We start from the raw sequence: 22,496 nt of genomic DNA, 5'->3' as shown, positions 1-22,496 counted from the left end.
ATGTCTATTGATATTCGAAGGGGCATTCGCCTTTCTTTGGCGCTTGCCTGGTTACTCTTCAGCGGTCTGGCCCAGGCGATTACGCACGTGGAAACGGCACAGTTGCTCAACCACCGTCATCAGGATGCCGGCGCTGCTTGCTTGGATAACAGCCCGAGGGAATTGGGTTGTGCCTCCCCTGATAACAGAGGCCTATCGAGAGATCTCTCTACGTCCCGGCCGCGCCTGCTGCAAGTCGCGAGTAACGGCACTGGCGCCATGTTGGTCCCTGTGCAAAGCGATACGGTTAAGCAAAAGGACTTTGTTCATCCCGGCATTTTAGTCACCGTTGCGCAGATTGAATATGTTCGCAATCATCTTGAGCTCGCTCCCTGGAAGGAAGCGTTTTATGACGCGGTAGTCAGCCAGTATGCCGATCTTTCTTATCAGCCCCATCCTTGGGAGGAGGTGGAATGTGGCTCTTATTCCAATCCAGACAAGGGTTGCAGCGACGAAGTGGGTGACGCACAGGCCGCTTATACCCAGGCATTGTTATGGCTGTACACCAAAGACAAACGTTACGCCGCCAACACAGTGGCGATTATCAACGCGTGGGCCACAACGCTGAAAAGAGGGCATGTCAACTCGAATGCGGCGCTGCAAGCTTCATGGGCGGCGGAGCTCTTTACGCGCGCCGCGGAGTTGGTCAAATATACTTACAGCGAATGGCCTCAGCCAGAGAAGGATAAGGTCACCAGGATGTTCAGGGAACAATATCAGCCTGATATCGAAAGGGTGTTCACTCAAAGTGGTTATAATTGCTATACCCAGAACTGGCAGGCCAGTGCCACAGAGGCGTTGCTTAATATTTCTGTTTTCAATAAAGATACTCTGCTGTTCGATGAAGCCGTTTCCCGGTGGCGTGGACTGATACCGGCTTATATTTATATTGCCTCCGATGGCCCGTTACCCAAGCGTGCTCCCTGGTGTTCGGTGAGTGATCAGCAGATTGTCGATCATTGGAATCATCCTAAAGCGTTTGTCGAGGGATTGACGCGAGAAACTTGTCGTGACCTTGAACATACGGCTTATGGCTTGGCAGCATTGATCAATGCTGCGGAAACAGCAAGAGTTCAAGGGGTCGATTTATATGATGATCCTGCCAGCAAAAGTAAGGAAAGGCTGACCAAAGCCATGGAACTCCATTCACTGTACCAAAATGGTGGCTCTGATCTGGCAAGTTTATGTGAGCAGCCCCTCACGCTGTCGACCAGTGGTACGTTTGAGATTGGCTACAATCACTATGCTATTAGGCTCGCTGCTGTTCTTCCACACACTGAAGTTTTTTTGAATAAAACCAGACCCACCCGTGTCCGCTTTCACTACATGTGGGAAACGCTAACCCATGGTTTGATTGGCGATCCGCATTAGCGTTCCGTATCGCTTCATGCGCGGCCAGAAACAGGTGGCCAGGGGGTTGATCTGACTCAGGACGGGACCCGATGCCGTGCATCGGGCTTGCGTTTGAGCAGGCTCTTGTTTATTTCCAGTGAAGAACCGGCCAGCCGGCCTTTTCCGCCTGCGTCCGCAGCACCGGGTCGGGGTTGACCACATGGGGGTGATCCACCTTGAGCAACAACGGTAGATCATTACGTGAATCCGAATAGAAACTCGCGCCTTCCAGGTTCTCGCCTTCGGCATCCAGCCATTCCATCAAGCGCACGATCTTGCCTTCGCGGTAGGTGAGGGTGCCGACGGTGTGGCCGGTGTAGACGCCGTGCAGGATGTCGAGGTCAATGCCCAGCACTTCGTCGATGCCGACGCGTTCGGCAATCGCCTTGACCAGGTGAATGCCCGACGCCGAGATCACCAGGATCCGGTCACCCGCCGCGCGGTGGGCGGCAATCGCCTTGCAGGCGTCGCTGTAGATCAGCGGCTCGATCACGTCTTCGACCCAGGGCTCGACCAGGTGGGCGATTTCTTCCGGGGTGCGCCCGGCCATCGGCTCCAGGCTGAACAGCATGTAGTCTTCCATGGCCAGTTCACCGCGGCCGTAGGCGTCCATCAGCTCGTTGTTGCGCTGCATGAAGGTCTCCGGGTCGACCCAACCCAGGCGAACCATCTGCTCACTCCAGAGCGTGGCGCAGTCGCCGTGGATCAGGGTGTCGTCCAGATCAAAAATTGCCAGGGCCATCAGTACTGCTCTCTCTTCAAACGCGCTAAGGACATCAGGCTACCTCACATAGGGCACTCGGATCGATAGACAGCGACAAACGCCGGCCTTCGGGGTGCAGGTCGGCGGCCGAGCGGTTGAGCACGTCCACCACCAGTTCCACGCCCCGGGCCTCGACCCGATAACGAATGACGTTGCCGAGCAAGCTGTGACCGCGGATCAGCGCGTCCAGTTCACCCTCGGCACGCAGTTCGATGGCTTCCGGGCGAATGGCGATGCGACTGTTGATCGGCCGCTGCAACAGGCGGCTGGCGGCGTCGGCGTCGAGCAGGTTGTAGTTGCCGATAAACCCGGCGGCAAACACGTCCACCGGCGCGGTGTAGAGGGATTCGGCGTCGCCGCTCTGGACGATCTTGCCCTGGTTCATCAGGAAGATCCGGTCACTCATGGTCAGGGCTTCTTCCTGGTCGTGGGTGACGAAAATCGTGGTCAGGCCCAGTTCGCGCTGGATCGCCCGGATCTGCTCGCGCAGGTGCTTGCGAATCCGCGCATCCAGGGCCGACAGCGGCTCATCGAGCAACAGCAGGCGTGGACGGGTGACCAGGGAGCGGGCCAGGGCCACGCGCTGGCATTGGCCACCGGACAACTGATGCGGGTAGCGCGCGGCGAAGTCGTGCAGTTCCACCAGCTTGAGGGCTTCCATGACGCGCTTGTGGCTGTCGTCGGCATTGACCTTCTGCATCTTCAGGCCGAAGGCGACGTTCTGTTCCACGGTCATGTTGGGGAACAGCGCGTAGCTCTGGAACACCATGCCGATCGCGCGTTTCTGCGGGCTCAGCGGAACGATGTCCTGGCCGTCGAGGAGGATCTTGCCGCTGTCCACCGGGGTCAGGCCGGCGATGCAGCGCAGCAGGGTCGACTTGCCACAACCGGACGGGCCGAGCAGGGTGACGAATTCACCCTTGGCGATTTCGCAGTTGATGTCGCTGAACACCGTGGTGCCGGCGTAGGTTTTTTTCAGGTTCTGGACACTGATGAAGCTCATTGGCTTTTGTCCTTGTTCAGGCGGTTGGCGACCCAGGTGAGCACCAGCACGAAGAGGAAATAAGAGATGACCAGGGCGCTGGTGAAGTGGCCGCTGCTGTTGCGCATGTTGTTCAGGTACACCTGCAGGGTTTCATAGCGGGTACCGACCAGGATGTTGGCGAACACGAACTCGCCGAACAGGAAGGAGAACGACAGCAGCAGCGCGACCATCAGGCCCTTGCGCAGGTTCGGCAGCACCACCAGGAACGCCGCCTGCCAGGTGCTGGCACCGAGCAGGTGGGCGGCGTCCATCAGGTCGCGCAGGTTGATCGCCTGCAGGTTGTTGGTGATCGCCCGGTACATGAACGGCAAGGCCACGGTGAAGTAGCAACCGATCAGGATCCAGGGTGTGCCGACCATGGCGAACGGTCCGGAACCGTACAGCTGCAACAGGCCGACCGAGGACACCACCGGCGGCACCGCGAAGGGCAGCAGGATGAGGATGTTCATCAGCGCGTCGAGCCTGGGGAAGTGGTAGTGCACCACGAACAGCAGCGGCAGGATCAGCACCACCGACAACACCAGCGAGCCGACGCAGACGATCAGCGACTGGCCGAAGGCATTGAGGAAACGCGGGTCGCTCCACAGTTGCAGGTACCACTTGAAGGTGAAACCGGCGGGCAGGATGGTCGCCGACCAGCTGCTGGCCAGGGAGTAGACCAGGGTGCCGGCGAGCGGCAGCAGCAGGATCAGGAACAGCAGGTAGACCACCACGCGGTGGTACAGGGCGGCGGAGCCGGGTTCAGCGCGCGACATGGTAGCTCCTTTTCAACAGCCACTGATGGATCACGGTCACGAAGGTCATCAGGCCCACCAGCACCACCGCCAGCGCGCTGGCCATGTTCGGGTCGAGGCTGATGTCGCCGGAAACCATGGCGGCAATACGGATCGGCAAGACGTTGAAGTTGCCGGTGGTCAGGGCGTACACCGTGGCGTAGGCACCGAGGGCGTTGGCCAGCAGGATGACGAAGGTGCCCAGCAGCGCCGGGGTCAGCACCGGCAGGCCGATATGCCGCCAGAATTGCCAGCCGTCGGCGCCGAGCAGCGCGGCGGACTCACGCCAGTCTTCGCGCAGGGCGTCGAAGGCCGGGTAGAGCAGCAGCACGCCGAGGGGAATCTGGAAGTAGGTGTAGAGAATGATCAGGCCGGTTTTCGAGTACAGGTTGAAATCCTGAATGATCCCGGCCTGTTTCAGCATGATGGTGATGGTGCCGTTGAAGCCCAGCAGGATGATGAACGCGAAGGCCAGGGGCACGCCGGCGAAGTTGCTGGTCATGTTGGCGAAGGCGTTGACGAAGTCCCGCAGGCGCGAGTCGACCCGGCGCAGGGAATAGGCCCCGAGCACGGCGATCAGCATGCCGAACACGCTGGACCAGAAGCTGATCTCCAGGCTGTACTGGATCGCCTGCAGGTAGAACTTCGAGCTGAAGATCTTGCTGAAGTTGGCCAGGCCCCAGCCGTCGTCTTCCGATTGCAGGCTGTTGATCAGCACCCACACCAGCGGCGCGATCTCGAACACGATAAAGAACAGGGCAAAAGGCACCAGGCAGAGCACGGCGAGCCATTTGCCACGGGTGAGTGAATTCACTTCAACAACTCCCGGCATACAGGTTTGTCATGGGGGACGCCCAGCAGTTCGCAGATCGTGCCGCAGAGCTGCGTCTGCAGGGGCGTGGCGTCGGGATTGAAACTGAAGGCATCGCCGAGGACGAACAGCGGCACTTCGCGTTCTTCGGCCAGCAGGCCGTTGTGCGAGCGATCGTTGTTCATGCCGTGGTCGGCGGTCACCAGCACCTGGTAGCCGGCGTCGAGCCAGCCTTGCAGGTAGTCGGCCAGGATGATGTCGGCCGACCGCGCGCTGTTGCGGTATTGCGCGGTGTCGAGGCCGTGTTTGTGACCGGCGTCGTCGATGTTCATCGGGTGCACCAGCAGGAAGTTCGGCGCGTGTTGCAGGCGCAGGCTTTCGGCATCGGCGAACAGATGGGAATCGGGGTAGTGATCGACCCAGTAGAAATGGCCGTGCTGGATCGCCAGGTTTTCATCCCGGGTGTGACGGTCACGGGCCGCGACGAAGGGCGTGCGGTTGTACAGCTCACTGACCCAGTGATAGGCCGCCGCCGCGGTGGTCAGGCCAGCGTCGCGGGCGTAATGGAACACGCTGCGCTGGTTGGACAGGCGCGAGACGTGGTTGTGCACGATGCCGCTCCGGATCGGAGCCACACCGGTCAGAATACATTCGTAGAGCGGTCTTGAGAGCGAGGGCAACTCGCATTCCAGTTTGTACAGCGCCGCGCGTCCTGCGCCTGCGTAAGCCTGGAGATGGCCCATGGCATGGCGGGCGACCTCGTAGTTCAGGCCATCGAGCACGACCAGGATAACGTTGTGCTGCATAAGCCGGGTCTCCATGTTGGGGAATGAACAAAACCTGTAAAAACTGCCTCGGCCCGTAATGCGTAACAACGCTCAACGCGGTCGTGTAGGAGCCGGCTTGCTGGCGATGGGGGCCTTGAGGTTTGCATCGCCCTTTCGGTCCTCATCGCCAGCAAGCCGGCTCCTACAGCCGCGTTGACCCGAGTGACGCGCACCGGGTCAAGCCAGTCGGGTTATTGCATGTTGACGATGACTTCTTCGTTCCACTTCTGCGGCAGTGCCTTGGAAGTTTTTTCCCATGCATCGGCATCTTTGATCGGCGTGACTTTCTTGTACTGCTCGTTAGGCAGCAGCTTGGCCTTCACGTCTTCCGGCAGGGTCAGGTGCTCGGCACGGATCGGACGGGCGTTGCCGCGTGCCAGGTTGATCTGGCCGGCGTCGCTGAAGATGTACTCACGCGCCAGCTTGGCCGCGTTCGGGTGCTTGGCGTATTTGTTGATGATGGTGGTGTAGCCGGAGATCACCGAACCGTCCGATGGAATCAGCACCACGTAGTCATCCGGGTTGGCCATCTTGGCCTTGTAGCTCAGGCCGTTGAAGTCCCAGACCACACCGACTTCGACTTCACCCTTTTCCATGGTGGCGATGGTCGGGTTGGCGAGCGACAGGCGACCTTGCTTGGCGATCTCGGCAAACATCAGCAGCGCGGGCTGGATGTTCTTCTCGTCACCACCGTTGGCCAGGGCAGCGGCCAGTACGCCGTTGGCGGCCTGGGCCGCGGTGCTCACGTCACCGATGGAAACCTTGTATTTACCGGTCTTGAGGTCAGCCCAGCTTTTCGGCGCTTCGGAGCCGTGCAGCAGCTTCTTGTTGACGATGAACGCGATGGTGCCGGTGTAGGCCAGTGCCCAGTTGCCGTCCTTGTCCTTCGCCCAGGCCGGAACCTGTTCCCAGGTGCTTGGCTTGTACGGTTGGGTCACACCCTGCTTGACCGCGATCGGGCCGAAGGCGGCACCGACGTCGCCGATGTCGGCGCTGGCGTTGTCTTTCTCGGCAGCGAACTTGGCGACTTCCTGGGCCGAGCTCATGTCGGTGTCGATGTGCTTGAGGCCGTACTTGTCGCTCAGGTCTTTCCAGGTGCCGGCCCAGTTCGCCCAGTCATCGGGCATGCCGACGCTGTTCACGGCGCCTTCTTGCTTGGCGGCGGTTTCCAGTGCTTTCAAATCGGTGCCAGCAGCCATGGCCGAGGTGCACAAGGCAATGGTCGAGCCTAACAGTGATGCCAGGAAAAGCTGTTTCATCCGAAGCTCCTTTGGGCGTTTTCAACGCGGCGATTTTTATAAAAAGTAGTGCGGTGGTTTGGATCGTTTGGTCTAGGTCAGCAATACCTGAGCCAATTTAAGCTTGCTGGATGACACTTTGATGTCGGCATCAGTCCTGCAAGGTTTTTTATCGGTGGTATTCATGACCATCGCGTTAAGCGTAGACCATAGTTAACTAACTGATATTAAAGGGGTTGATCATTATGGAACGACCGTCCATGTGCACCGTTTCGTCGCTTTGTCACATATCAGTCATCTGCATTGCCTAGGCTGAGCGTTACAAGTGGAGACCGCGATCCTGCGCGGTTGTGCCCTCAAACAGTGCTGGTCTAGTCCAGATAGGTAACGTTGATGCGCGAAGAGGCACCCAAGGCGGTGACAGCTATCGGTCAGGCTCTGCATGAGCAGATTGGACACGGCCTGCTGCCACCGGGTAGCAAATTGCCCGCCGAGCGCAAACTCAGTGAGTTGTTCGGTACCACCCGGATCACCGTGCGTGAGGCCTTGTTGCAGCTGGAGGCCCAGGGGTTGATCTATCGCGAGGAGCGTCGGGGCTGGTTTATCTCGCCGCCGCGCCTGGCCTATAACCTGATGCAGCGTAGCCACTTTCACGCGATGGTCAGTGCCCAGGGTCGGGTGCCGTCGACCCAGGTGATCTCGGCGCGCCTGCAGCCGGCGTCGGCGGCGGTGTGTGACTGGTTGCAGTTGCCGGCGTTGTCCAGCGTGATCCAGATCTGCCGGGCGCGGCGGATCGACGAGCGGCTGGTGCTGTATGTCGAGCACTACCTGAATCCGCAGTATTTCCCGGGGATCCTGGCGTTCGACCTGAACCAGTCGATCACCGAGCTGTATGCCCGGCATTACGACCTGCATTACGGGCGGGTCAGGTTCGAGATCGTGCCGACCTCATTGCAGGTCGACGCGGCAGCGGCGTTGCGGGTGTCGGTGGGGAGCCCGGGCTTGCGCATTGCCCGGGTCAACTACGACCAGCACGAACGGCTGATCGACTGCGATCTGGAGTTCTGGCGACATGATGCGATTCATGTCGGGGTGGATGTGGTGTGAGCTGTTCAGGAGGTCGGTGCGGATTCCGTTTCCGCGCCGCCGCCGGCGGTCACCACCTGCACACTCAAGCGCGGCGTCGCCAGATCCAGCCCGGCCTCGTCCATGGTGCGCTTGAGCGCCAGGTTGAAGGCCCGTGAAACCTCCCACTGCTTGATCGGTGCGGTCTTGAATCGCGCGCGCAGGATCGCGCTGCCGGACTCGAAACTCTCCACCCCCTGGATCTCCAGCGGCGACCAGATATTGCGCCGTTGCAGCGGGTCGGTACGCATCTTCTGGCCGACATCGCGCATCAGCTTGATTGCGTTATCGATCGGCATGTTGAACGGAATCGCCACCCGGAAGATCGCGTAGCCGAACTCCCGCGAGTAGTTCTTGATGCTCTTGATCTCGCTGAACGGAATGGTGTGGACGATCCCGTCGATGTCCCGCAAGCGCACCGTGCGGATGGTCAAGCCTTCCACCGTGCCGAGGTGGCCGCCGACGTCTACGTAATCGTCGATGGCCAGGGAGTCTTCGATAATGATGAACAGGCCGGTGATCAGGTCCGCCACCAGCGACTGCGCACCAAAGCCGATCGCCAGGCCGATTACACCGGCACCGGCCAGCAGGGGCGTGACGTTCATGCCCATGTTCGCCAGGGCGACGATCAGCGCAATGATGAAGATCGCCACGAACAGCACGTTGCGGATCAGCGGCATCATGGTCTGCGCCCGGGCATTCGCCAGGCCTTTGCGCGAACGGGTCAGGGCGTGGTGCACGGCGGTGTCGCTGAGAATCCACACCAGCCAGGCGAAGATCAGCGTGCCGCCGAGGCTGAACAGCCTGACACTCACCTCATGCCCCTCGCCTTCGGTGAAGCGGATCAGCGACATGCCCCAGACCCGCAGGCCCAGCTCGATAAACACCAGCCACACCGCCAGGTGCACCAGGGTGTAGCCGAAGTTGGTCAAGCGCTCGGAGTACAGCGCGTGGCGCTTGTGGCCGCGATGGGGCTTGAGGGCGTGACGACGCACCAGCCCGTTGATCACCATGCATAACACCACCAGCACGGTGCAGATCAGCGATTGGCGCAGGGCGGTGCTGGTATCGCCGGCGGAGACGAAGGTGGCGAACAGCGAGATCGCCACCAGGATCAGCGCCGGAACGAACCAGAAGGTGCCGAGGATTGCCAGGGTGTCGTTCAGGGCGCGGCGGTTCAGGCGCCGGGACAGCGGCTGGTTGCGGATCAGGTGGGCAATGGGCCGGCGGAAGCGGATGATGAACAGTCCGGTGGACAGTGCGGCCATGACGTTGGCGAAGGTCGCGGCGGTATGGGCCAGGTGGCCGCCGAGGCTGGCGATCATCCGTGGGTCGCTGAGGGCCTCGCCAAAGGCGGCGAAGCTGCCGATCAGCCATAGCGGTCGGAACGCCCGACGGCGAAGGATGTACAGGGCCTGATGACGATGCTGGCCGTCAAGCACGGAGAAGGCGATCACGCAGATGGCCGAGAAGCAGGTGCCGATCACCAGGGCGTAGGCCAGTACCATCGCCAGGTTCTTGCCCAGGGACGAGGGCAGGGCGTAGCTCATGTACACGGTGATGATCAGGGCGATCAGCCAGGGCCCGAGCTTGCGCAGGGCAAAACGCAGCAGGTCGACGGTGCGTGGGTGTTGCGGCAGTTCTTCGCTGAGGCCGAAGCGCAGGCGCACCTGGCGCCCGAGCCAGATCATGGCACAGGCGAGGAAACTCCAGAGCGCGAGGATCAGGGCGAAGGCGAAGACCATCGGCAGCCATTCGCTGGCCGGCAGCATCAGGTCCATCAGTTCGCCCTTGGCCAGGTCGAATTCCTCCGACCAGCGATTGACCGGGCTGTCGTCACCGGAAAACTGCTTTTCGAAGCCGGCGAGGGTGCTGCCGATCAGCCCCAGCACGCCTTCTTCGGCGGCCGGCTGGGCTTTCCTGGTGCTGTCGCGCAGGCGCTTCAGGTCGGTCAGCAGCTTGGTGCGCTGCTGGTCGTTCTCCAGGCTCTTGATCACTTCATCGAGGGATTGCGCCAGGGGTTCGCTGGGGACCGGCTGGGTTTTTTCCGCGCTGGCCAGCAGGCTCGGCAGGCCCGCCGCGTCGGCGCTGACCAATGGCAGGAGGCTCAGCAGGCAGATGAATAGAACGGCGGGCAAGGCGAGGAGGCGGGCAAACACAGGGCAGTCAACCATGGACGATACGGGTCGACGAAGTGTACGTCAGGCGTGGGGCCAATGCATTCAATCGGTCAACTGGGCGAGGATCTTGTAGACCACGGTGGCGAGGATGAACAGCATGCCGAGCCAGATCAGCAGGACTCCGGCGTTGCGCTCGCGAAAGTTGAAACCGACGGCCAACATCAGCATGCCGCCCAGGATGGGAATGAGCATGGTGTGGAAAGCGAAGGGCGTGATCACGGCGGCAACCTCCTCGAGGGGATACCTTGAGTCTAGGTCGGTTTGGCGGGTGTGTATCAGACCTGGAGGATAACGCTGAACTGTAGGAGCAGGGCTTGCCCGCGAATCGCAAGGACGCCGCGGTGTATCAGGGTAACCGCGTTATCGTTCTTCGCGGGCAAGCCCAGCGCCTACAGGTTTTGTGTCGTTTTCAAGTGCTATGGCAACTCGCGGCTGGCGTAGAACGCGCTCAAGACTTTCACCAGGTGCGCCAGGTCATGGCTGCCGGCCAGCTCACGGATCGAGTGCATGGCGAAGGTCGGCAGGCCGATGTCCACGGTCCGCACCCCCAGGTGACTGGCGGTGATCGGGCCGATGGTCGAGCCGCAACCCATGTCGCTGCGCACCACGAAGCTTTGCACCGGCACTTCCTCGGCCATGCACAGGTGGCGGAAGAACCCGGCGGTTTCGCTGTTGGTGGCGTAGCGCTGGTTGCTGTTGACCTTGATCACCGGCCCGGCATTGAGTTTCGGCCCGTGGTTGGCATCGTGCTTGTCGGCATAGTTGGGGTGCACGCCGTGGGCGTTGTCCGCCGAGACCAGCAGGGATTTCTGGATGGTCCGCACGAACTCGTCACCTTCGGGCAACAGGCGGCGCAGGGTCTGTTCCAGCATCGGGCCGTCGGCACCGCAGGCGGAGCAGGAACCGACTTCCTCATGGTCGTTGCAGACCAGCACGCAGGTTTCCTCGCTGTCGGCGGTGAGCAACGCTTGCAGGCCGGCGTAGCAGGACAGCAGGTTGTCCAGGCGCGCACCGGCGATAAAGTCACCGTTCAGGCCGATGACCGCGGCGGCCTGGGTGTCGTAGAAGCTCAGCTCGTAATCGAGCACCACATCGGCATTGAGGCCGTGCTCGCGGGCCAGTTGCTCGGTGAGCACGGCGCGGAAGTCCACTCGCTCGTCACCGGCGAACTGGGCGAGGATCGGCGGCAGCTCGTTCTGCGCGTTGATCGCCCAGCCCTGGTTGGCCTCGCGGTTGAGGTGGATCGCCAGGTTGGGAATGATGGCGATGGGCAGCTTGAAGTCGATCAGCTGGCTTTCGACCTTGCCGTCGCGGCGGAAGGTCACGCGTCCGGCCAGCGACAGGTCGCGGTCGAACCAGGGGGCGAGCAGGGCACCGCCGTAGACTTCCACTCCCAGTTGCCAGAAACCCTGGCGTTGCAGTTCCGGTTGCGGCTTGACCCGCAGGCACGGGCTGTCGGTGTGGGCGCCGACCAGGCGGATGCCGCCCAGCAGCGGCGAGGCACGGCCGAGCTTGATGGCGACAATCGAAGAGTCATTGCGGGTGACGTAGTAGCGACCGTTGGCTTCGGTGTGCCAGGTCTCGCGCTCGTCGAGACGCTGGTAACCCGCCGCTTCCAGGCGCTGAACCAGGCTGGAAGTGGCATGGAACGGGGTAGGGGAGGCCTTGAGGAAGTCGATCAGGCCTTGGTTCAACTCTTCGCGCATAAGTAGCTCCAGACAGCAGTGTCAGGAGTTTACCGTATTTGCGGAGGGTTCCCACACACTCAGAAGGGGGCCGGGCACTCGAAACGCAGGCGTTCGCCGCTTTGCGGGTGGGTGAAGCTCAGCATGCTGGCGTGCAGGCACAGCCGTGGCCAGGCGGCCAGGGCCTGTGGATGGGCGTACAAACCGTCGCCCAGCAACGGGTGACCGATGGACAGCATATGCACCCGCAACTGGTGCGAGCGCCCGGTGATCGGGGTCAGTTCCACCCGGCACCAGTCGCCGCAACGCTCCAGGACTTTCCAGAAGGTCAGCGCGTGTTTGCCGAACTCGTGGTCGACCACGTGGCGCGGCTTGGTCGGCGGGTCGTAGCGCAAGGGCAGGTCGATGCTGCCGCTGTCCAGTTCCGGCTGGCCCCAGCAGAGTGCGGTGTAGGCTTTTTCGGTTTCCCGGTCGTGGAACTGCCGCGACAGTTCGCGATGGCTGTCCGGGTCGCGGGCCAGCAGGATGATCCCGGAGGTTTCCCAGTCCAGTCGGTGGACGATACGGGCTTCGGGGTAGCCGTTTTCCTGCAGGCGGGTAATCAGGCAGTCCTTGTTGTCATCGGCCCGCCCGGGGACGGAGAGCAGCAGGGTCGGCTTGTTCACCACCAGTACGGCGGCATCCTGATGGAGGATATGGATATTGGACAGCGGCATTAAAACAGTCTCGTAACAAACGCCAACGGCGGCTCAATCGCCTTCACACCGGTGAAGGCAATTGAGCCGCCGTGGCTCCGACCGGATCGATCAACGATCGGGCAGGGTGATATTGAGTTCCAGGATCGAGCAGCTGCCCTGGTTTTCCAGCGCCACGTGCACGTCGTCGGACCCGATATTGACGTACTTGCGGATGACTTCCACCAGTTCCTTCTGCAAGGCCGGCAGGTAATCCGGGGTGCTGCGTTGGCCGCGTTCGTGCGCCACGATGATCTGCAGACGCTCTTTCGCGACCGACGCGGTGCTTACTTTTTTGCTGGCACGAAAGAAGTCAAAAAGGTTCATTGCTTAGTTGCCTCCAAACAGGCGCTCGAAGAGTCCTTTCTTCTTCACATCGAGGAAGCGATGTTCCACGGTCTTGCCCAGCAGGCGGTCGACCGCGTCGCTGTAGGCCTGGCCCGCATCGCTCTGGTCGTCGAGAATCACCGGCACGCCCTGGTTGGAGGCCTTGAGCACCGCCTGGGATTCGGGGATCACGCCCAGCAGGGTCACCGCGAGGATGTCCTTGACGTCTTCGACGCCGAGCATCTCGCCGTTGCTGACGCGCTCGGGGTTGTAGCGGGTCAGCAGCAGGTGTTCCTTGATCGGCTCTTCGTTGTTCTCGGCGCGGCGCGATTTGCTCGCCAGCAGGCCGAGCATACGGTCGGAGTCACGCACCGAGGACACTTCGGGGTTGGTCACGACGATGGCTTCGTCGGCGAAGTACATGGCCAGGTGGGCACCGGTCTCGATACCGGCCGGGGAGTCGCAGACGACGAACTCGAAATCTTCCTTGAGGGCCATCAGGACCTTTTCCACGCCTTCCTTGGTCAGCGCGTCCTTGTCCCGGGTCTGGCTGGCGGCCAGCACGTAGAGGTTTTCCAGGCGCTTGTCCTTGATCAGGGCTTGCTGCAGGTTGGCTTCGCCCTGGACGACGTTGACGAAGTCATACACCACGCGACGCTCGCAGCCCATGATCAGGTCGAGGTTACGCAGGCCGACGTCGAAGTCGACGATCACTGTCTTGTGGCCCCGCAGCGCGAGGCCGGTACCGATGGCGGCGCTGGTGGTGGTCTTACCCACACCACCCTTGCCGGATGTAACCACGAGAATCTTGGCCAAGGTGTATCACCCCTAAAGGAAAAAAGGACTTTCAGCCCCTGAAGAACGTCACTAAAAAATAACTGTAGTCGTGTAGCGTCGGTTGGAAATCGAGGAAAAGTCTGAAGTGCCTCGGGTTATTCTTACCTTTCGCGATTTCCCACGTCATTCGAGCTGTTTTCGCTGCGAGAAGGCGACATTTTGGAAATGGCGGCAAGTATCCGTTAAAGCCGGATGATGTTCAACACGTCGCCGGACAAGCTGACTTGAACACCGGCGCCCCACAAGGGATCGCGGCGCAAATCTTCGGAAACCTTGTACTGGCCGGCGATCGAGACCAGTTCCGCGCTCAGCTGCTGGCAGAAAATCCGTGCCTTGGTATCCCCCTTGATGCCGGCCAGGGCGCGACCGCGCATGGGGCCATAAACATGGATGTTGCCATCGGCGAGAAGTTCCGCGCCGGGGCTGACGGAAGCGATGACCACCAGGTCGCCGCCCTGGGCATAGACCTGTTGGCCGCCGCGTACCGGCGAGGTGATGATCTTCGTCGGTTTGATAGTAGGCTCTGGTGGTTTTTCCGGTTTTTTCTTTTCCAGGCCTTCGGTCGGGTCGACCGGCCGTTCGCGGGCGCCGGACGGTGGCAGCACCGGCAGGTCGATGGCAATCGCGGCGGCAATGTCTTCGATGCGGTTGGCGCGGATCGCCAGGGTACGCAGGCCGTGCTGGCGGCAGACGCGCATCAGTCCGGGCAGGTCGATGGGGCCCTGGCCGTCCGGCAGTTTGTCCAGTGCCAGCACCAGCGGGGTGTTGCTGAAGAAGTTCGGGGCCTGGGCGACTTTGGCCGCCAGTTGCCGATCGAGGGCGTCGAGGTTGTTCTGCGCCAGCTCCAGCACCGTGATGGCGAGCATGCTGCCCTTCAGCTGGAACACGGGATCCTGGTCTAGCAGTTCGGTTTGGCTCATGGTCGGGATAACGCAGCTTGTCACTAAAAGTGCCGAGACTTATAACGAGAACGCCCTCGGGCCGCAAGCCGCCGCGAACCGTTGTAGAATGCGCGGCCTTGTTGTCTGTCCGGAATCACCCATGGATCGCCCGCGTTTTCGAGCTGCTTTTCTTCATCCCCGTTACTGGCTGCTATGGCTGGGGTTGGGCTTGCTGTGGCTGATTGTCCAGTTGCCCTATGGCTTCCTGCTGCTGCTGGGGCGTTTTCTGGGCGCGGTGATGTATCGGGTGTCCGCCGACCGACGGACGATTGCCGCGCGTAATCTGCAATTGTGTTTTCCGGCGTTGTCCGACGCTGACCGCGACCAATTGCTGCGGAAAAACCTGGCGTCCACCGGGATCGCCTTCTTCGAAATGGCCATGAGCTGGTGGTGGTCCAAGCCGCGCCTGGCAAAGCTGGCCCATATCGAAGGCCTCGAACATCTGCAGAACGCCCAGCGCGAAGGCAAGGGCGTGATCCTGATGGCCCTGCATTTCACCACCCTGGAAATCGGCGCGGCCCTGCTCGGTCAGCGCCATACCATCGACGGCATGTACCGCGAGCACAGCAATGCGCTGTTCGATTTTATCCAGCGCCGTGGCCGTGAACGGCACAACCTCGATTCCCTGGCGGTCGAGCGTGACGATGTACGCGGCATGCTCAAGTTGCTGCGCGCCGGTCGGGCGATCTGGTACGCGCCGGACCAGGACTACGGGATCAAGCAGAGTGTGTTCGTGCCCCTGTTCGGTATCCAGGCGGCCACTGTCACCGCCACCAGCAAGTTTGCCCGCCTGGGCAGGGCGCTGGTGGTGCCCTTCACCCAGGAGCGCCTGGCCGACGGCAGTGGCTATCGGCTGGTGATTCATCCGCCGCTGACGGACTTCCCGGGGGAGACCGAAGAGGCCGACTGCCTGCGGATCAATCAATGGGTCGAGGTGGCGCTGCGCGAATGCCCGGAGCAGTACCTCTGGGCCCATCGCCGTTTCAAGAGCCGGCCGCCGGGTGAGCCCAAACTCTATCCAAAGCGCGGATAAAACCATCCGGGTGTTGCGGCGGGGGGCAGGCGTGGTGTATCAGGATGTTACTGATTAATGGAGTGTCGCGATGAGCCCAGCTGAACCGGTCACCGGCCTGATTCTCTCTGGAGGGGGCGCGCGCGCGGCCTATCAGGTGGGTGTGCTGGCGGCGATCGCCGAGCTGTTGCCCGAGGGGGCTCCCAACCCCTTTCCGGTGATCGTCGGTACTTCGGCGGGGGCGATCAATGCGGTCAGCCTGGCCAGCGGGGCAGTGGACTTCACGGCGGCCATCGAGCGCCTGACCGCGTTCTGGCAGGGCTTTCGCAGCCATCTGGTGTTGCGTAGCGACTGGCCGGGGGTGATGCGCCAGGCCGGCCGTTTCTTTGGTCACAGCCTGCTGGGCATGGGTTCACAGGTGCCGGTGGCGCTGCTCGACAGTTCGCCCTTGCGTGACCTGCTCAATGAAAAACTGCACCTGCCGGGTATCGACCACGCCATCGAGCAACAGCAGTTGCACGCCGTGGCGGTGACCGCGTTTGGTTATGAGTCGGGCCAGGCGGTGACCTTTTATCAGGGCAAGGGTGCTATCGATTCCTGGTTGCGCCATCGGCGGGTCGGCGTGCCGACCCGGCTGACGGTGGAGCACTTGCTGGCCAGTTCGGCGATCCCGCTGTTGTTTGCCCCGGTCAAACTGGACCAGGAGTATTTCGGTGACGGTGCGGTGCGTCAGTCGGCGCCCATCAGTCCGGCCTTGCATCTGGGGGCGACCCGGGTGCTGGTGGTGGGGGTCAGTGGCAACCCTCGGGGTGTCGACACTGCCACCGAGCGGACCTATAGCGGGCAGCAGCCGAGCCTGGCGCAGATCGGCGGGCATATGCTCAACAGCACTTTTATTGACAGCCTGGAAAGCGATATCGAGCTGTTGCAGCGCTTGAATCAGTTCAGTCGGATGTTGCCGCCACAACCGCGTAGCCTGGGCCTGGCGCCGGTGGATGTGCTGGTGATTGCGCCGAGTCAGCCGATCGATGAAATCGCCGCGCGTCATCGCCATGAGTTGCCGGCGGCGCTGCGCTTTTTCCTGCGCGGGCCGGGGGCGACCCGGACCAGTGGTGCCGGGGTGTTGAGTTACCTGTTGTTCGAGGCGTCCTATTGCAGCGAATTGATCGAGCTGGGGCGTCGTGATGCGATGGCCAAGCGCGAGGAGCTGTGTCGGTTCCTCGGCTTGCCGCAGGTTTCGCTGGTGGCGCAGACGGCGTCGGCGCTCTAGGCCCCGGACCTGCTTCGAGGCCAGTCAGTCTTATATCGATCTTGAAAGCACCGTGGAATTTGTAGGAGCAGGGCTTGCCCGCGAAGGGGCCCGTAAGACCGCCAAAAGCTTCGCTGGCAAGCCATGCTCCTACAGGGACCGTGTTCAGTCTGTTGATTACGCTGTCAGCAGGTTCGCCGCCAGATAACGCGCGACCGACTCCTCGCTGCAACTGCCCAGGGTTTCGTGCCCGGGCAGAGCCTGGAAGACCTTGGCGTGAGCCGTGCCCATCACCAGTCCCTTGCCGATGCTCGAGAGCATCTCGACATCGTTCATCCCATCGCCGAACGCGATGCACTGGCTCAGTGGCACTTGCAGGAAGTCCGCGAGTTTCTTCAGGGCGCTGCCCTTGGATACGCCGCTGGCCATCATTTCCAGGCAGAAAGGCGAGGAAAAGGTGCTGTGCACCTGATCGCCCACCCGGCGCTTGAGCTGTTCATCCAGAACCGCCAGGGCCTCATGGTCCTTGTCCTTGTGGATAAAGAAAACTTTCTCCACCGCTTCAAGGGGGAACTCATCGCTGGTCACTACCGTGGGCGGGAAGCCTTCGTTCTGCATGAATCTCTTCAGCAGCTGGCTATCGGCATTGGTGAACCAGCGGGACTGGCAATACAGGTTGGTCACCAGGTTCGGGTCGTACCGGGTGGCGTCCAGCAGGGCTTGCACTGCTTGCGGCGGCAGATGCTCGCTGGCCTCCAGGGTCTTGCAGGCACTGCTGACCCGCGCGCCGTTGGCGGTGATCAGATGAACCTGCAGGTTGTAGGGCCGCAGGATCGCCTCGACATCGGGCTGGCTGCGCCCGGTGGCGATGACCACATGCTTGCCGGCCTCCTGCAGGCGCTTGAGCACCCCGTGGGAATACTCGCCGATGCGATCATCCGGTAGCAGCAGGGTGCCGTCGAGGTCGGTAGCAATCAGGTGGTACATGCTTATGTCCTGGTCAGGCCTGTTGGTCTTTAATATCCCGGACAGGCCCTGCAAGGTCCGGGTTTATTCAGCAATCTGCAACTTGCGCGCCTCGGTGTACACGTAGCGGACTTTCTCGTATTCGAATGGTGAGTTCAACTGGCCATAACGGAAGCTGGTGGTGTAGCGCTTGTCGATGGCCTCCAGCAGATAGATCTCCGGATGGTCGGAACTGACCTGCGAAACGTTGAGGAAGTTGATCTGCGCTTCGGCGGCGAAGTCGAACACCAGGCCACCGGTATCGCGCAGGTTCGACGGTCCGAAGAACGGCAGCACCAGGTACGCCCCGCCCGGTACACCGTAGAAGCCCAGGGTCTGGCCGAAGTCTTCGGTCTGCCGTGGCAGGCCCATCTTGGTCGCCGGGTCCCACAGGCCGGCGACGCCGATGGTGGTGTTGAGCAGCAGGCGTCCGGTGGTTTCCAGTGCGCGCTTGCCCTTGAACTGGAACAGGCTGTTGAGCAGGTTGGAGACATCTCCCAGGTTACTGAAGAAGTGGCTCACACCCTCGCGCAGGAAGGTCGGCGTGACGTAGCGGTAGCCATCGACCGCCGGCAGGAACACCCACTCGTCGAAGCGGTAGTTGAAGTGGTAGACCCGGCGGTTCCAGGACTCCAGCGGATCGTAGACGCTCAGGGCGTTGAGGGTCGAACGCTCGAATTCGCGCTGGTCCAGGCCCGGGTTGAACTTGAGCTTGGTCAACGGCTCGGTGAAGCCGTCCGCGTCATGCACCACCGGGGTATGCGCCTTGCTGTTGTCGGCCAGGGCAGGGGTTGCGCAGAGCAGGGCTGCGATCAACAAAAGAGATTTAGCCACGGAAGAACTCCAGCATGGCGTCGGCGTTGACGCGGTAATTGAGGTTGCCGCAGTGGCCGCCATGGGGGTAGACCGTCAGGCGATCGCCAAAGGTGCTGCGCAGGAAACCGAGGTCTCCAGGGCCGAGGATCACGTCGTCGGCGTTGTGCATCACGGCGATTTTCGGGCTGTCGTGCAGGTAGTCCTTGAGGGCGTAGAGGCTGACCTGGTCAATCAGTTGCAGCAGGCTGCCGCCGTCGCTGCGGGCGCGCCACATCGGGATCACCTGTTCGGTCAGGTAGCAGTCGAAGTCGCATTGCAGGGCGCGCTTGAACATCGGCGTGAGGCTGGTGCCTTCGCTGATCGGGTATTTCGGCGGGGTGATCAGGCCGCGGCGGTTGATCAGGTCCGAGGTAAAGGCGATGTCCGCCGCCGAAAAACGGAAGGTCGTGCCGATCAGCATGGCCATCTGTTCATTGGTCAGGTGTTGCTTGGACTGCTGGAAGTCGTAGAGCAGGGCGTCGTTGAGGTCGATATAGCCCTTCTGCTGGAAGTAGCGGGTCAGCTTGCCCAGCACCAGTTCATAGAAGGTGGTGCTGTTGTTGATGCCCTTGACCTCGGTCTGCACCAGCTTGTCGAGGTTGGTGACCGAGGTGTAGAGGTTGACCGGCGGGTTGAGCAGCAGGACTTTCTTGAAGTTGAAGCTGCGTCGGGTTTCATCCAGCTTGCTGACGAAGGCCGCGTCCAGGGCGCCGAGGCTGTAGCCGGTGAGGTAGTACTCGGTCACCGGCAGTTTCGGTTGCTGGGCGCGTACCGCCTGCATGACCCGGTACATGTCCTCGGCGTCTTCCTGGCTGATGCCGGGGGTGGCGAAGCGCGAGGCGGCGCTCATGAAGTCGAAGCTGGTGGGCGATGACAACTGCACGACGTGGTAGCCGGCCTGGTAGTAGAGCTTTTTCAGGTATTCGTTGATGGCGCTGTCATAACGTGCGCCGGTGCCGGAGATCAGGAAGATCAGTGGCGCCGGGTGATCCTGCTGGGCCAGGCGGTAGGTGAGTTTCTTCACTGCCCAGAAATTGTCCGGGAGGATGAAGTCGCGCTCGGGGCGCAGCTTGAGGCTGTAGTCGGCCTGGTGGATCTTGTCGTCGTCGGGCAGCTTCGGCCGCAGCGCCGGGGGCGTGGTGGCGATGGTCGCTTCGAACGGGTTGGTCAGCGGGTAGCCATAACTGGCGGCGTCGACATCGACTGCCAGGGCGGACGCACTCAAGATGAGACCGCCGATAAAGGCAGCGAGGCGCAGAGAAAGGAGCATGACTACATCCCTTTGAAGGAAAGCACTGAATGAGGTTCGCAGGCTATGACCACCGGGGTACTGCCGAAGTGCCATGTCCCGACGCTAAAAAAGCATTTTAGACGGGGTTGCGACGGGTAATTGCCTGGCCACGATACACTTTGCCGCAGTTTGCCGAACAGTTATGTGTGGCGAGCGCTTGCATAGGCGCCTCTGGCGATTATGCTGGGCGCCGTTTTCGCTTATCGGAGTTGTCCATGTCTCGCCGCTTGCCGCTGGTTCTGCTGCTTATTGTCCTGCCGTTGTGGCTGGCTGCCAGTTATGGCGTGCGTTACGGATTGATGGAGGACGGGCAGTGGGTCGGGCTGTGCCTGGATGAGGCGTCGCGCTGGCAGTGCCAGGCACGCTCCAACCTGGGGTGGTTGATCCACTTCAAGACGTTGGGCTGGACGGCGTTGGTTGCGGCGGTATTGGCTTTTGTCGCACCGGGACGTCCGGGCCGGGCTTTGGCGGTACTGGCGCTGCTGGCCGGATTTCCGGCGCTGGCGTTGTACAACACCAGCCTGGCGGTGTTTGCGTTGGTGATTGCGGGGTTGCGGTTGGTGCGTTCGGCCTGACTGAGTCGTTGAACGCACACCGAACCTGTAGGAGCAGGGCTTGTCGGATCGCCGCACCGCCGCGAAGCTTTTAGCGTTCTCAGGGGCCTCTTCGCTGGCAAGCCAGGCTCCTACAGGACGGTGTTTCAGCGCGCAATAGCGTCGAGCCCTGAAGTCGGGTTTGTCTGTTATTTGCCAATCCGCACACTGCGCCACAACGCGACCACCATCAGCACGCTGACCAGCGCCCAACCCCAGGCCTGCTGGTTGGCCAAACCCTCGCGGTACAGTTGCGGAGCAATACCGGCGCCGATGATCAACGCCAGCAAACCTATCTCCCGACGCGGGCCGCGCACCGGACGCACCAGGAACACCAGCGCCGGCAACAGCAAGGCCGCGCTCGGGAAGCTGCGGTAGCGTGGATCGAACACCAACTCCAGCATCATCACCGCCGCGGCAAAGCCCGCACCTGCCAGCAGCCAGCCGGCGCGTTGCTCCAGCGCTTTGAACAGACCGGCGCGCCAACCGGCCTGGCTACCCAGGGCCAGTGCCGCATACGCCAGCACCAGCAGGTTCAACAGCACCAGCAAGCCGGCCCAGACCCACTCGCTGGTAAACCGGCTGGTGACCCACGCCAGCTCGCCCCAGGCGCCGATGGAACAGCCTGCCAGCGCCCCCAGCAGCGGCAACAGCAGTGCCGCCCGCGTGCTGCGCACTCGCCCGGCCAGCAGCAAGGTACCGAGGAAAATCACCCCGCCGAACCCCAGCCACAGAGGCCATTGCGGCAGGTTCGAGACGGGACCCGCCAACACGCCCTTGTCCTGGCGATCGGCATCGAACAGCCCCCAGTAACCGCCGACCGCCCCTTCGCTGCCGCGCTTCCACGGCTGGTCGAAGGCCTCGATCAGGTTGTAGTGCCAGCCGTTCTGCTCGGCCAGGGTGACAAAGCCGCGAATGAACCTGGCTTCGTTGACCCGGCTCGGCAGGGCGGTTTCACGCTGGCGGCCTTCGCTCGGCCAGCCGGTTTCACCGATCAGGATGTCCTTGGGCGCGAACCGCTTGCCGAACACCTCGCGTACCTGGGCGACGTGCTCGAGCGCGCGGTCGATACCGGCAGGTTCATCTTCCCAATACGGCAACAGGTGAATGGTCAGGAAGTCCACGGCGGGGGCGACCTGCGGATGCTGGAGCCAGAACTCCCAGACATCGGCATAGGTGACCGGTTGCTTCACGTTGGCCTTGACCTTGTGGATCAGCTTGACCAGTTGGTCGCCGGTGACTTCCTTGCGCAGCAGGGTTTCGTTGCCGACGATCACCGCGCTGACCACATCGGCGTTGGCGTTGGCCGAGGCGATCAGGGCGTCGACCTCCTTCTCGGTGTCCACCGGATTGCTGTTGACCCAGGCGCCGATCATCATTTTCAGGCCATGTTTGCGCGCCAGGTCCGGCAAGGCTTCTAGGCCGGTCATGGAATAGGTGCGAATGCACTCGAAGCGCGATGCCAGCAGCGCCAGGTCGGCATCCATGCGCTCAAGACGAGGCTTGAACGGCTGGTCGAAGGGCGATTGGTCCTTGGCGAACGGGGTATAGGACGCGCATTGCAGCTTGTGGGTCGGGGTTGCCGCATCGGGCAGGATCACCGGCTGGCCGAGGCCATACCAGAAGCCGCAGAGTGCAAGAAGCCCGAACAGGCAGGCGAACAAAAAGGGGCGGAGCGGGAAGCGGGCAGTGGCGGACATGGTCGGGCCGTATGGGAACAAAGCCGCGCATGTTACCCGGATTTCCCCCGGCCTTGGGCCTGTGCAGTATTTTG

At 61.8% G+C, this 22,496-nt stretch carries 22 protein-coding genes; 5 read left to right on the top strand and 17 right to left on the bottom strand.

Annotated features, from left to right (window positions below):
* Entirely contained in the window at window positions 1-1,410 is a 1,410-nt protein-coding gene (locus tag CWE01_RS12905; protein ID WP_100940897.1) for an alginate lyase family protein, read from the top strand.
* Between the two features lie 109 nt (window positions 1,411-1,519).
* On the opposite strand, the gene CWE01_RS12900 is transcribed toward CWE01_RS12905, so the two are convergent.
* The 6 genes from CWE01_RS12900 to CWE01_RS12870 all read right to left on the bottom strand — a co-directional run bounded on the left by CWE01_RS12900 (window position 1,520) and on the right by CWE01_RS12870 (window position 6,909).
* Complete coding sequence (locus CWE01_RS12900; RefSeq protein ID WP_100940896.1) at window positions 1,520-2,173, bottom strand: HAD family phosphatase; 654 nt, start codon at window positions 2,171-2,173, stop codon at window positions 1,520-1,522.
* A gap of 34 nt (window positions 2,174-2,207) precedes the next feature.
* Window positions 2,208-3,197, bottom strand: a complete 990-nt coding sequence (locus CWE01_RS12895) for an ABC transporter ATP-binding protein (protein ID WP_100940895.1) — start codon at window positions 3,195-3,197, stop codon at window positions 2,208-2,210.
* Entirely contained in the window at window positions 3,194-3,994 is an 801-nt protein-coding gene (locus tag CWE01_RS12890; RefSeq protein WP_100940894.1) for an ABC transporter permease, read from the bottom strand. The genes CWE01_RS12895 and CWE01_RS12890 overlap by 4 nt, the downstream gene beginning before the upstream one ends.
* Entirely contained in the window at window positions 3,981-4,844 is an 864-nt protein-coding gene (locus CWE01_RS12885; protein WP_177144250.1) for an ABC transporter permease subunit, read from the bottom strand. The genes CWE01_RS12890 and CWE01_RS12885 overlap by 14 nt, the downstream gene beginning before the upstream one ends.
* Complete coding sequence (locus CWE01_RS12880) at window positions 4,823-5,629, bottom strand: alkaline phosphatase family protein (RefSeq protein ID WP_100940892.1); 807 nt, start codon at window positions 5,627-5,629, stop codon at window positions 4,823-4,825. Before CWE01_RS12880 ends, CWE01_RS12885 begins: the two co-directional genes overlap by 22 nt.
* 212 nt (window positions 5,630-5,841) lie before the next feature.
* Complete coding sequence (locus tag CWE01_RS12870) at window positions 5,842-6,909, bottom strand: ABC transporter substrate-binding protein (RefSeq protein WP_100940891.1); 1,068 nt, start codon at window positions 6,907-6,909, stop codon at window positions 5,842-5,844.
* A 372-nt stretch (window positions 6,910-7,281) separates the two neighbouring features.
* On the opposite strand from CWE01_RS12870, the gene CWE01_RS12865 reads away from it, so the two are divergent.
* Window positions 7,282-7,995: a UTRA domain-containing protein gene (locus CWE01_RS12865; RefSeq protein WP_100940890.1), complete on the top strand. Its 714-nt coding sequence runs from the start codon at window positions 7,282-7,284 to the stop codon at window positions 7,993-7,995.
* 5 nt (window positions 7,996-8,000) lie between these two features.
* Here the strand turns inward: CWE01_RS12865 and CWE01_RS12860 are convergent, their stop codons facing one another.
* The 7 genes from CWE01_RS12860 to minC form a co-directional block, all read right to left on the bottom strand.
* Entirely contained in the window at window positions 8,001-10,172 is a 2,172-nt protein-coding gene (locus CWE01_RS12860; RefSeq protein WP_100940889.1) for a mechanosensitive ion channel family protein, read from the bottom strand.
* A 63-nt stretch (window positions 10,173-10,235) separates the two neighbouring features.
* On the bottom strand, window positions 10,236-10,412 hold the full coding sequence (locus CWE01_RS33565) for a hypothetical protein (RefSeq protein WP_177144249.1): 177 nt from the start codon (window positions 10,410-10,412) through the stop codon (window positions 10,236-10,238).
* A gap of 197 nt (window positions 10,413-10,609) precedes the next feature.
* Window positions 10,610-11,899, bottom strand: a complete 1,290-nt coding sequence (locus tag CWE01_RS12855; RefSeq protein WP_100940888.1) for a M18 family aminopeptidase — start codon at window positions 11,897-11,899, stop codon at window positions 10,610-10,612.
* Window positions 11,900-11,958: 59 nt separating this feature from the next.
* Window positions 11,959-12,594 (bottom strand): RluA family pseudouridine synthase, encoded by a 636-nt coding sequence (locus CWE01_RS12850; protein ID WP_100940887.1) that lies wholly within the window; start codon window positions 12,592-12,594, stop codon window positions 11,959-11,961.
* A 90-nt stretch (window positions 12,595-12,684) separates the two neighbouring features.
* Window positions 12,685-12,939, bottom strand: coding sequence for a cell division topological specificity factor MinE (gene minE / locus CWE01_RS12845; protein WP_007898843.1), 255 nt, complete (start codon window positions 12,937-12,939; stop codon window positions 12,685-12,687).
* 3 nt (window positions 12,940-12,942) lie between these two features.
* Complete coding sequence (gene minD, locus CWE01_RS12840) at window positions 12,943-13,755, bottom strand: septum site-determining protein MinD (RefSeq protein WP_100940886.1); 813 nt, start codon at window positions 13,753-13,755, stop codon at window positions 12,943-12,945.
* A gap of 203 nt (window positions 13,756-13,958) precedes the next feature.
* Window positions 13,959-14,696, bottom strand: a complete 738-nt coding sequence (gene minC / locus CWE01_RS12835) for a septum site-determining protein MinC (protein WP_100940885.1) — start codon at window positions 14,694-14,696, stop codon at window positions 13,959-13,961.
* Window positions 14,697-14,817: 121 nt separating this feature from the next.
* Here minC and CWE01_RS12830 point away from each other — a divergent pair, with 121 nt between their 5' ends.
* Together CWE01_RS12830 and CWE01_RS12825 are read left to right on the top strand one after the other, a co-directional pair.
* A complete protein-coding gene (locus tag CWE01_RS12830; RefSeq protein WP_100940884.1) occupies window positions 14,818-15,750 on the top strand; it encodes a lipid A biosynthesis lauroyl acyltransferase in 933 nt (310 codons plus the stop codon).
* A gap of 70 nt (window positions 15,751-15,820) precedes the next feature.
* On the top strand, window positions 15,821-16,999 hold the full coding sequence (locus CWE01_RS12825) for a patatin-like phospholipase family protein (protein ID WP_100940883.1): 1,179 nt from the start codon (window positions 15,821-15,823) through the stop codon (window positions 16,997-16,999).
* Between the two features lie 156 nt (window positions 17,000-17,155).
* Here the strand turns inward: CWE01_RS12825 and CWE01_RS12820 are convergent, their stop codons facing one another.
* The 3 genes from CWE01_RS12820 to CWE01_RS12810 form a co-directional block, all read right to left on the bottom strand.
* Window positions 17,156-17,965, bottom strand: coding sequence for a Cof-type HAD-IIB family hydrolase (locus CWE01_RS12820; protein ID WP_100940882.1), 810 nt, complete (start codon window positions 17,963-17,965; stop codon window positions 17,156-17,158).
* Window positions 17,966-18,028: 63 nt separating this feature from the next.
* Entirely contained in the window at window positions 18,029-18,817 is a 789-nt protein-coding gene (locus CWE01_RS12815; protein ID WP_100940881.1) for a VacJ family lipoprotein, read from the bottom strand.
* Entirely contained in the window at window positions 18,810-20,108 is a 1,299-nt protein-coding gene (locus CWE01_RS12810) for a serine/threonine protein kinase (RefSeq protein WP_100940880.1), read from the bottom strand. The genes CWE01_RS12815 and CWE01_RS12810 overlap by 8 nt, the downstream gene beginning before the upstream one ends.
* A gap of 236 nt (window positions 20,109-20,344) precedes the next feature.
* Here CWE01_RS12810 and CWE01_RS12805 point away from each other — a divergent pair, with 236 nt between their 5' ends.
* Window positions 20,345-20,704: a hypothetical protein gene (locus CWE01_RS12805; protein ID WP_100940879.1), complete on the top strand. Its 360-nt coding sequence runs from the start codon at window positions 20,345-20,347 to the stop codon at window positions 20,702-20,704.
* A 167-nt stretch (window positions 20,705-20,871) separates the two neighbouring features.
* Here CWE01_RS12805 and CWE01_RS12800 read toward each other — a convergent pair whose 3' ends face one another.
* A complete protein-coding gene (locus tag CWE01_RS12800; RefSeq protein WP_100940878.1) occupies window positions 20,872-22,422 on the bottom strand; it encodes a beta (1-6) glucans synthase in 1,551 nt (516 codons plus the stop codon).
* Window positions 22,423-22,496: the final 74 nt, after the last annotated feature.

This window comes from Pseudomonas sp. QS1027 (genome assembly GCF_002814235.1).
Classification (GTDB): domain Bacteria; phylum Pseudomonadota; class Gammaproteobacteria; order Pseudomonadales; family Pseudomonadaceae; genus Aquipseudomonas.
The sequence above is the reverse complement of the archived record's forward strand: the minus strand, read 5'-3'. Positions and strand labels throughout refer to the sequence as shown.

Bases quoted from the DNA above. Each gene is read 5' to 3' on its own strand.
- CWE01_RS12905 (WP_100940897.1), top strand. From the start codon at position 1: ATGTCTATTGATATTCGAAGGGGCATTCGCCTTTCTTTGGCGCTTGCC.
- CWE01_RS12900 (WP_100940896.1), bottom strand. From the start codon at position 2,173: ATGGCCCTGGCAATTTTTGATCTGGACGACACCCTGATCCACGGCGAC.
- CWE01_RS12895 (WP_100940895.1), bottom strand. From the start codon at position 3,197: ATGAGCTTCATCAGTGTCCAGAACCTGAAAAAAACCTACGCCGGCACC.
- CWE01_RS12890 (WP_100940894.1), bottom strand. From the start codon at position 3,994: ATGTCGCGCGCTGAACCCGGCTCCGCCGCCCTGTACCACCGCGTGGTG.
- CWE01_RS12885 (WP_177144250.1), bottom strand. From the start codon at position 4,844: ATGCCGGGAGTTGTTGAAGTGAATTCACTCACCCGTGGCAAATGGCTC.
- CWE01_RS12880 (WP_100940892.1), bottom strand. From the start codon at position 5,629: ATGCAGCACAACGTTATCCTGGTCGTGCTCGATGGCCTGAACTACGAG.
- CWE01_RS12870 (WP_100940891.1), bottom strand. From the start codon at position 6,909: ATGAAACAGCTTTTCCTGGCATCACTGTTAGGCTCGACCATTGCCTTG.
- CWE01_RS12865 (WP_100940890.1), top strand. From the start codon at position 7,282: ATGCGCGAAGAGGCACCCAAGGCGGTGACAGCTATCGGTCAGGCTCTG.
- CWE01_RS12855 (WP_100940888.1), bottom strand. From the start codon at position 11,899: ATGCGCGAAGAGTTGAACCAAGGCCTGATCGACTTCCTCAAGGCCTCC.
- CWE01_RS12850 (WP_100940887.1), bottom strand. From the start codon at position 12,594: ATGCCGCTGTCCAATATCCATATCCTCCATCAGGATGCCGCCGTACTG.
- minE (WP_007898843.1), bottom strand. From the start codon at position 12,939: ATGAACCTTTTTGACTTCTTTCGTGCCAGCAAAAAAGTAAGCACCGCG.
- minC (WP_100940885.1), bottom strand. From the start codon at position 14,696: ATGAGCCAAACCGAACTGCTAGACCAGGATCCCGTGTTCCAGCTGAAG.
- CWE01_RS12830 (WP_100940884.1), top strand. From the start codon at position 14,818: ATGGATCGCCCGCGTTTTCGAGCTGCTTTTCTTCATCCCCGTTACTGG.
- CWE01_RS12825 (WP_100940883.1), top strand. From the start codon at position 15,821: ATGAGCCCAGCTGAACCGGTCACCGGCCTGATTCTCTCTGGAGGGGGC.
- CWE01_RS12820 (WP_100940882.1), bottom strand. From the start codon at position 17,965: ATGTACCACCTGATTGCTACCGACCTCGACGGCACCCTGCTGCTACCG.
- CWE01_RS12810 (WP_100940880.1), bottom strand. From the start codon at position 20,108: ATGCTCCTTTCTCTGCGCCTCGCTGCCTTTATCGGCGGTCTCATCTTG.
- CWE01_RS12805 (WP_100940879.1), top strand. From the start codon at position 20,345: ATGTCTCGCCGCTTGCCGCTGGTTCTGCTGCTTATTGTCCTGCCGTTG.
- CWE01_RS12800 (WP_100940878.1), bottom strand. From the start codon at position 22,422: ATGTCCGCCACTGCCCGCTTCCCGCTCCGCCCCTTTTTGTTCGCCTGC.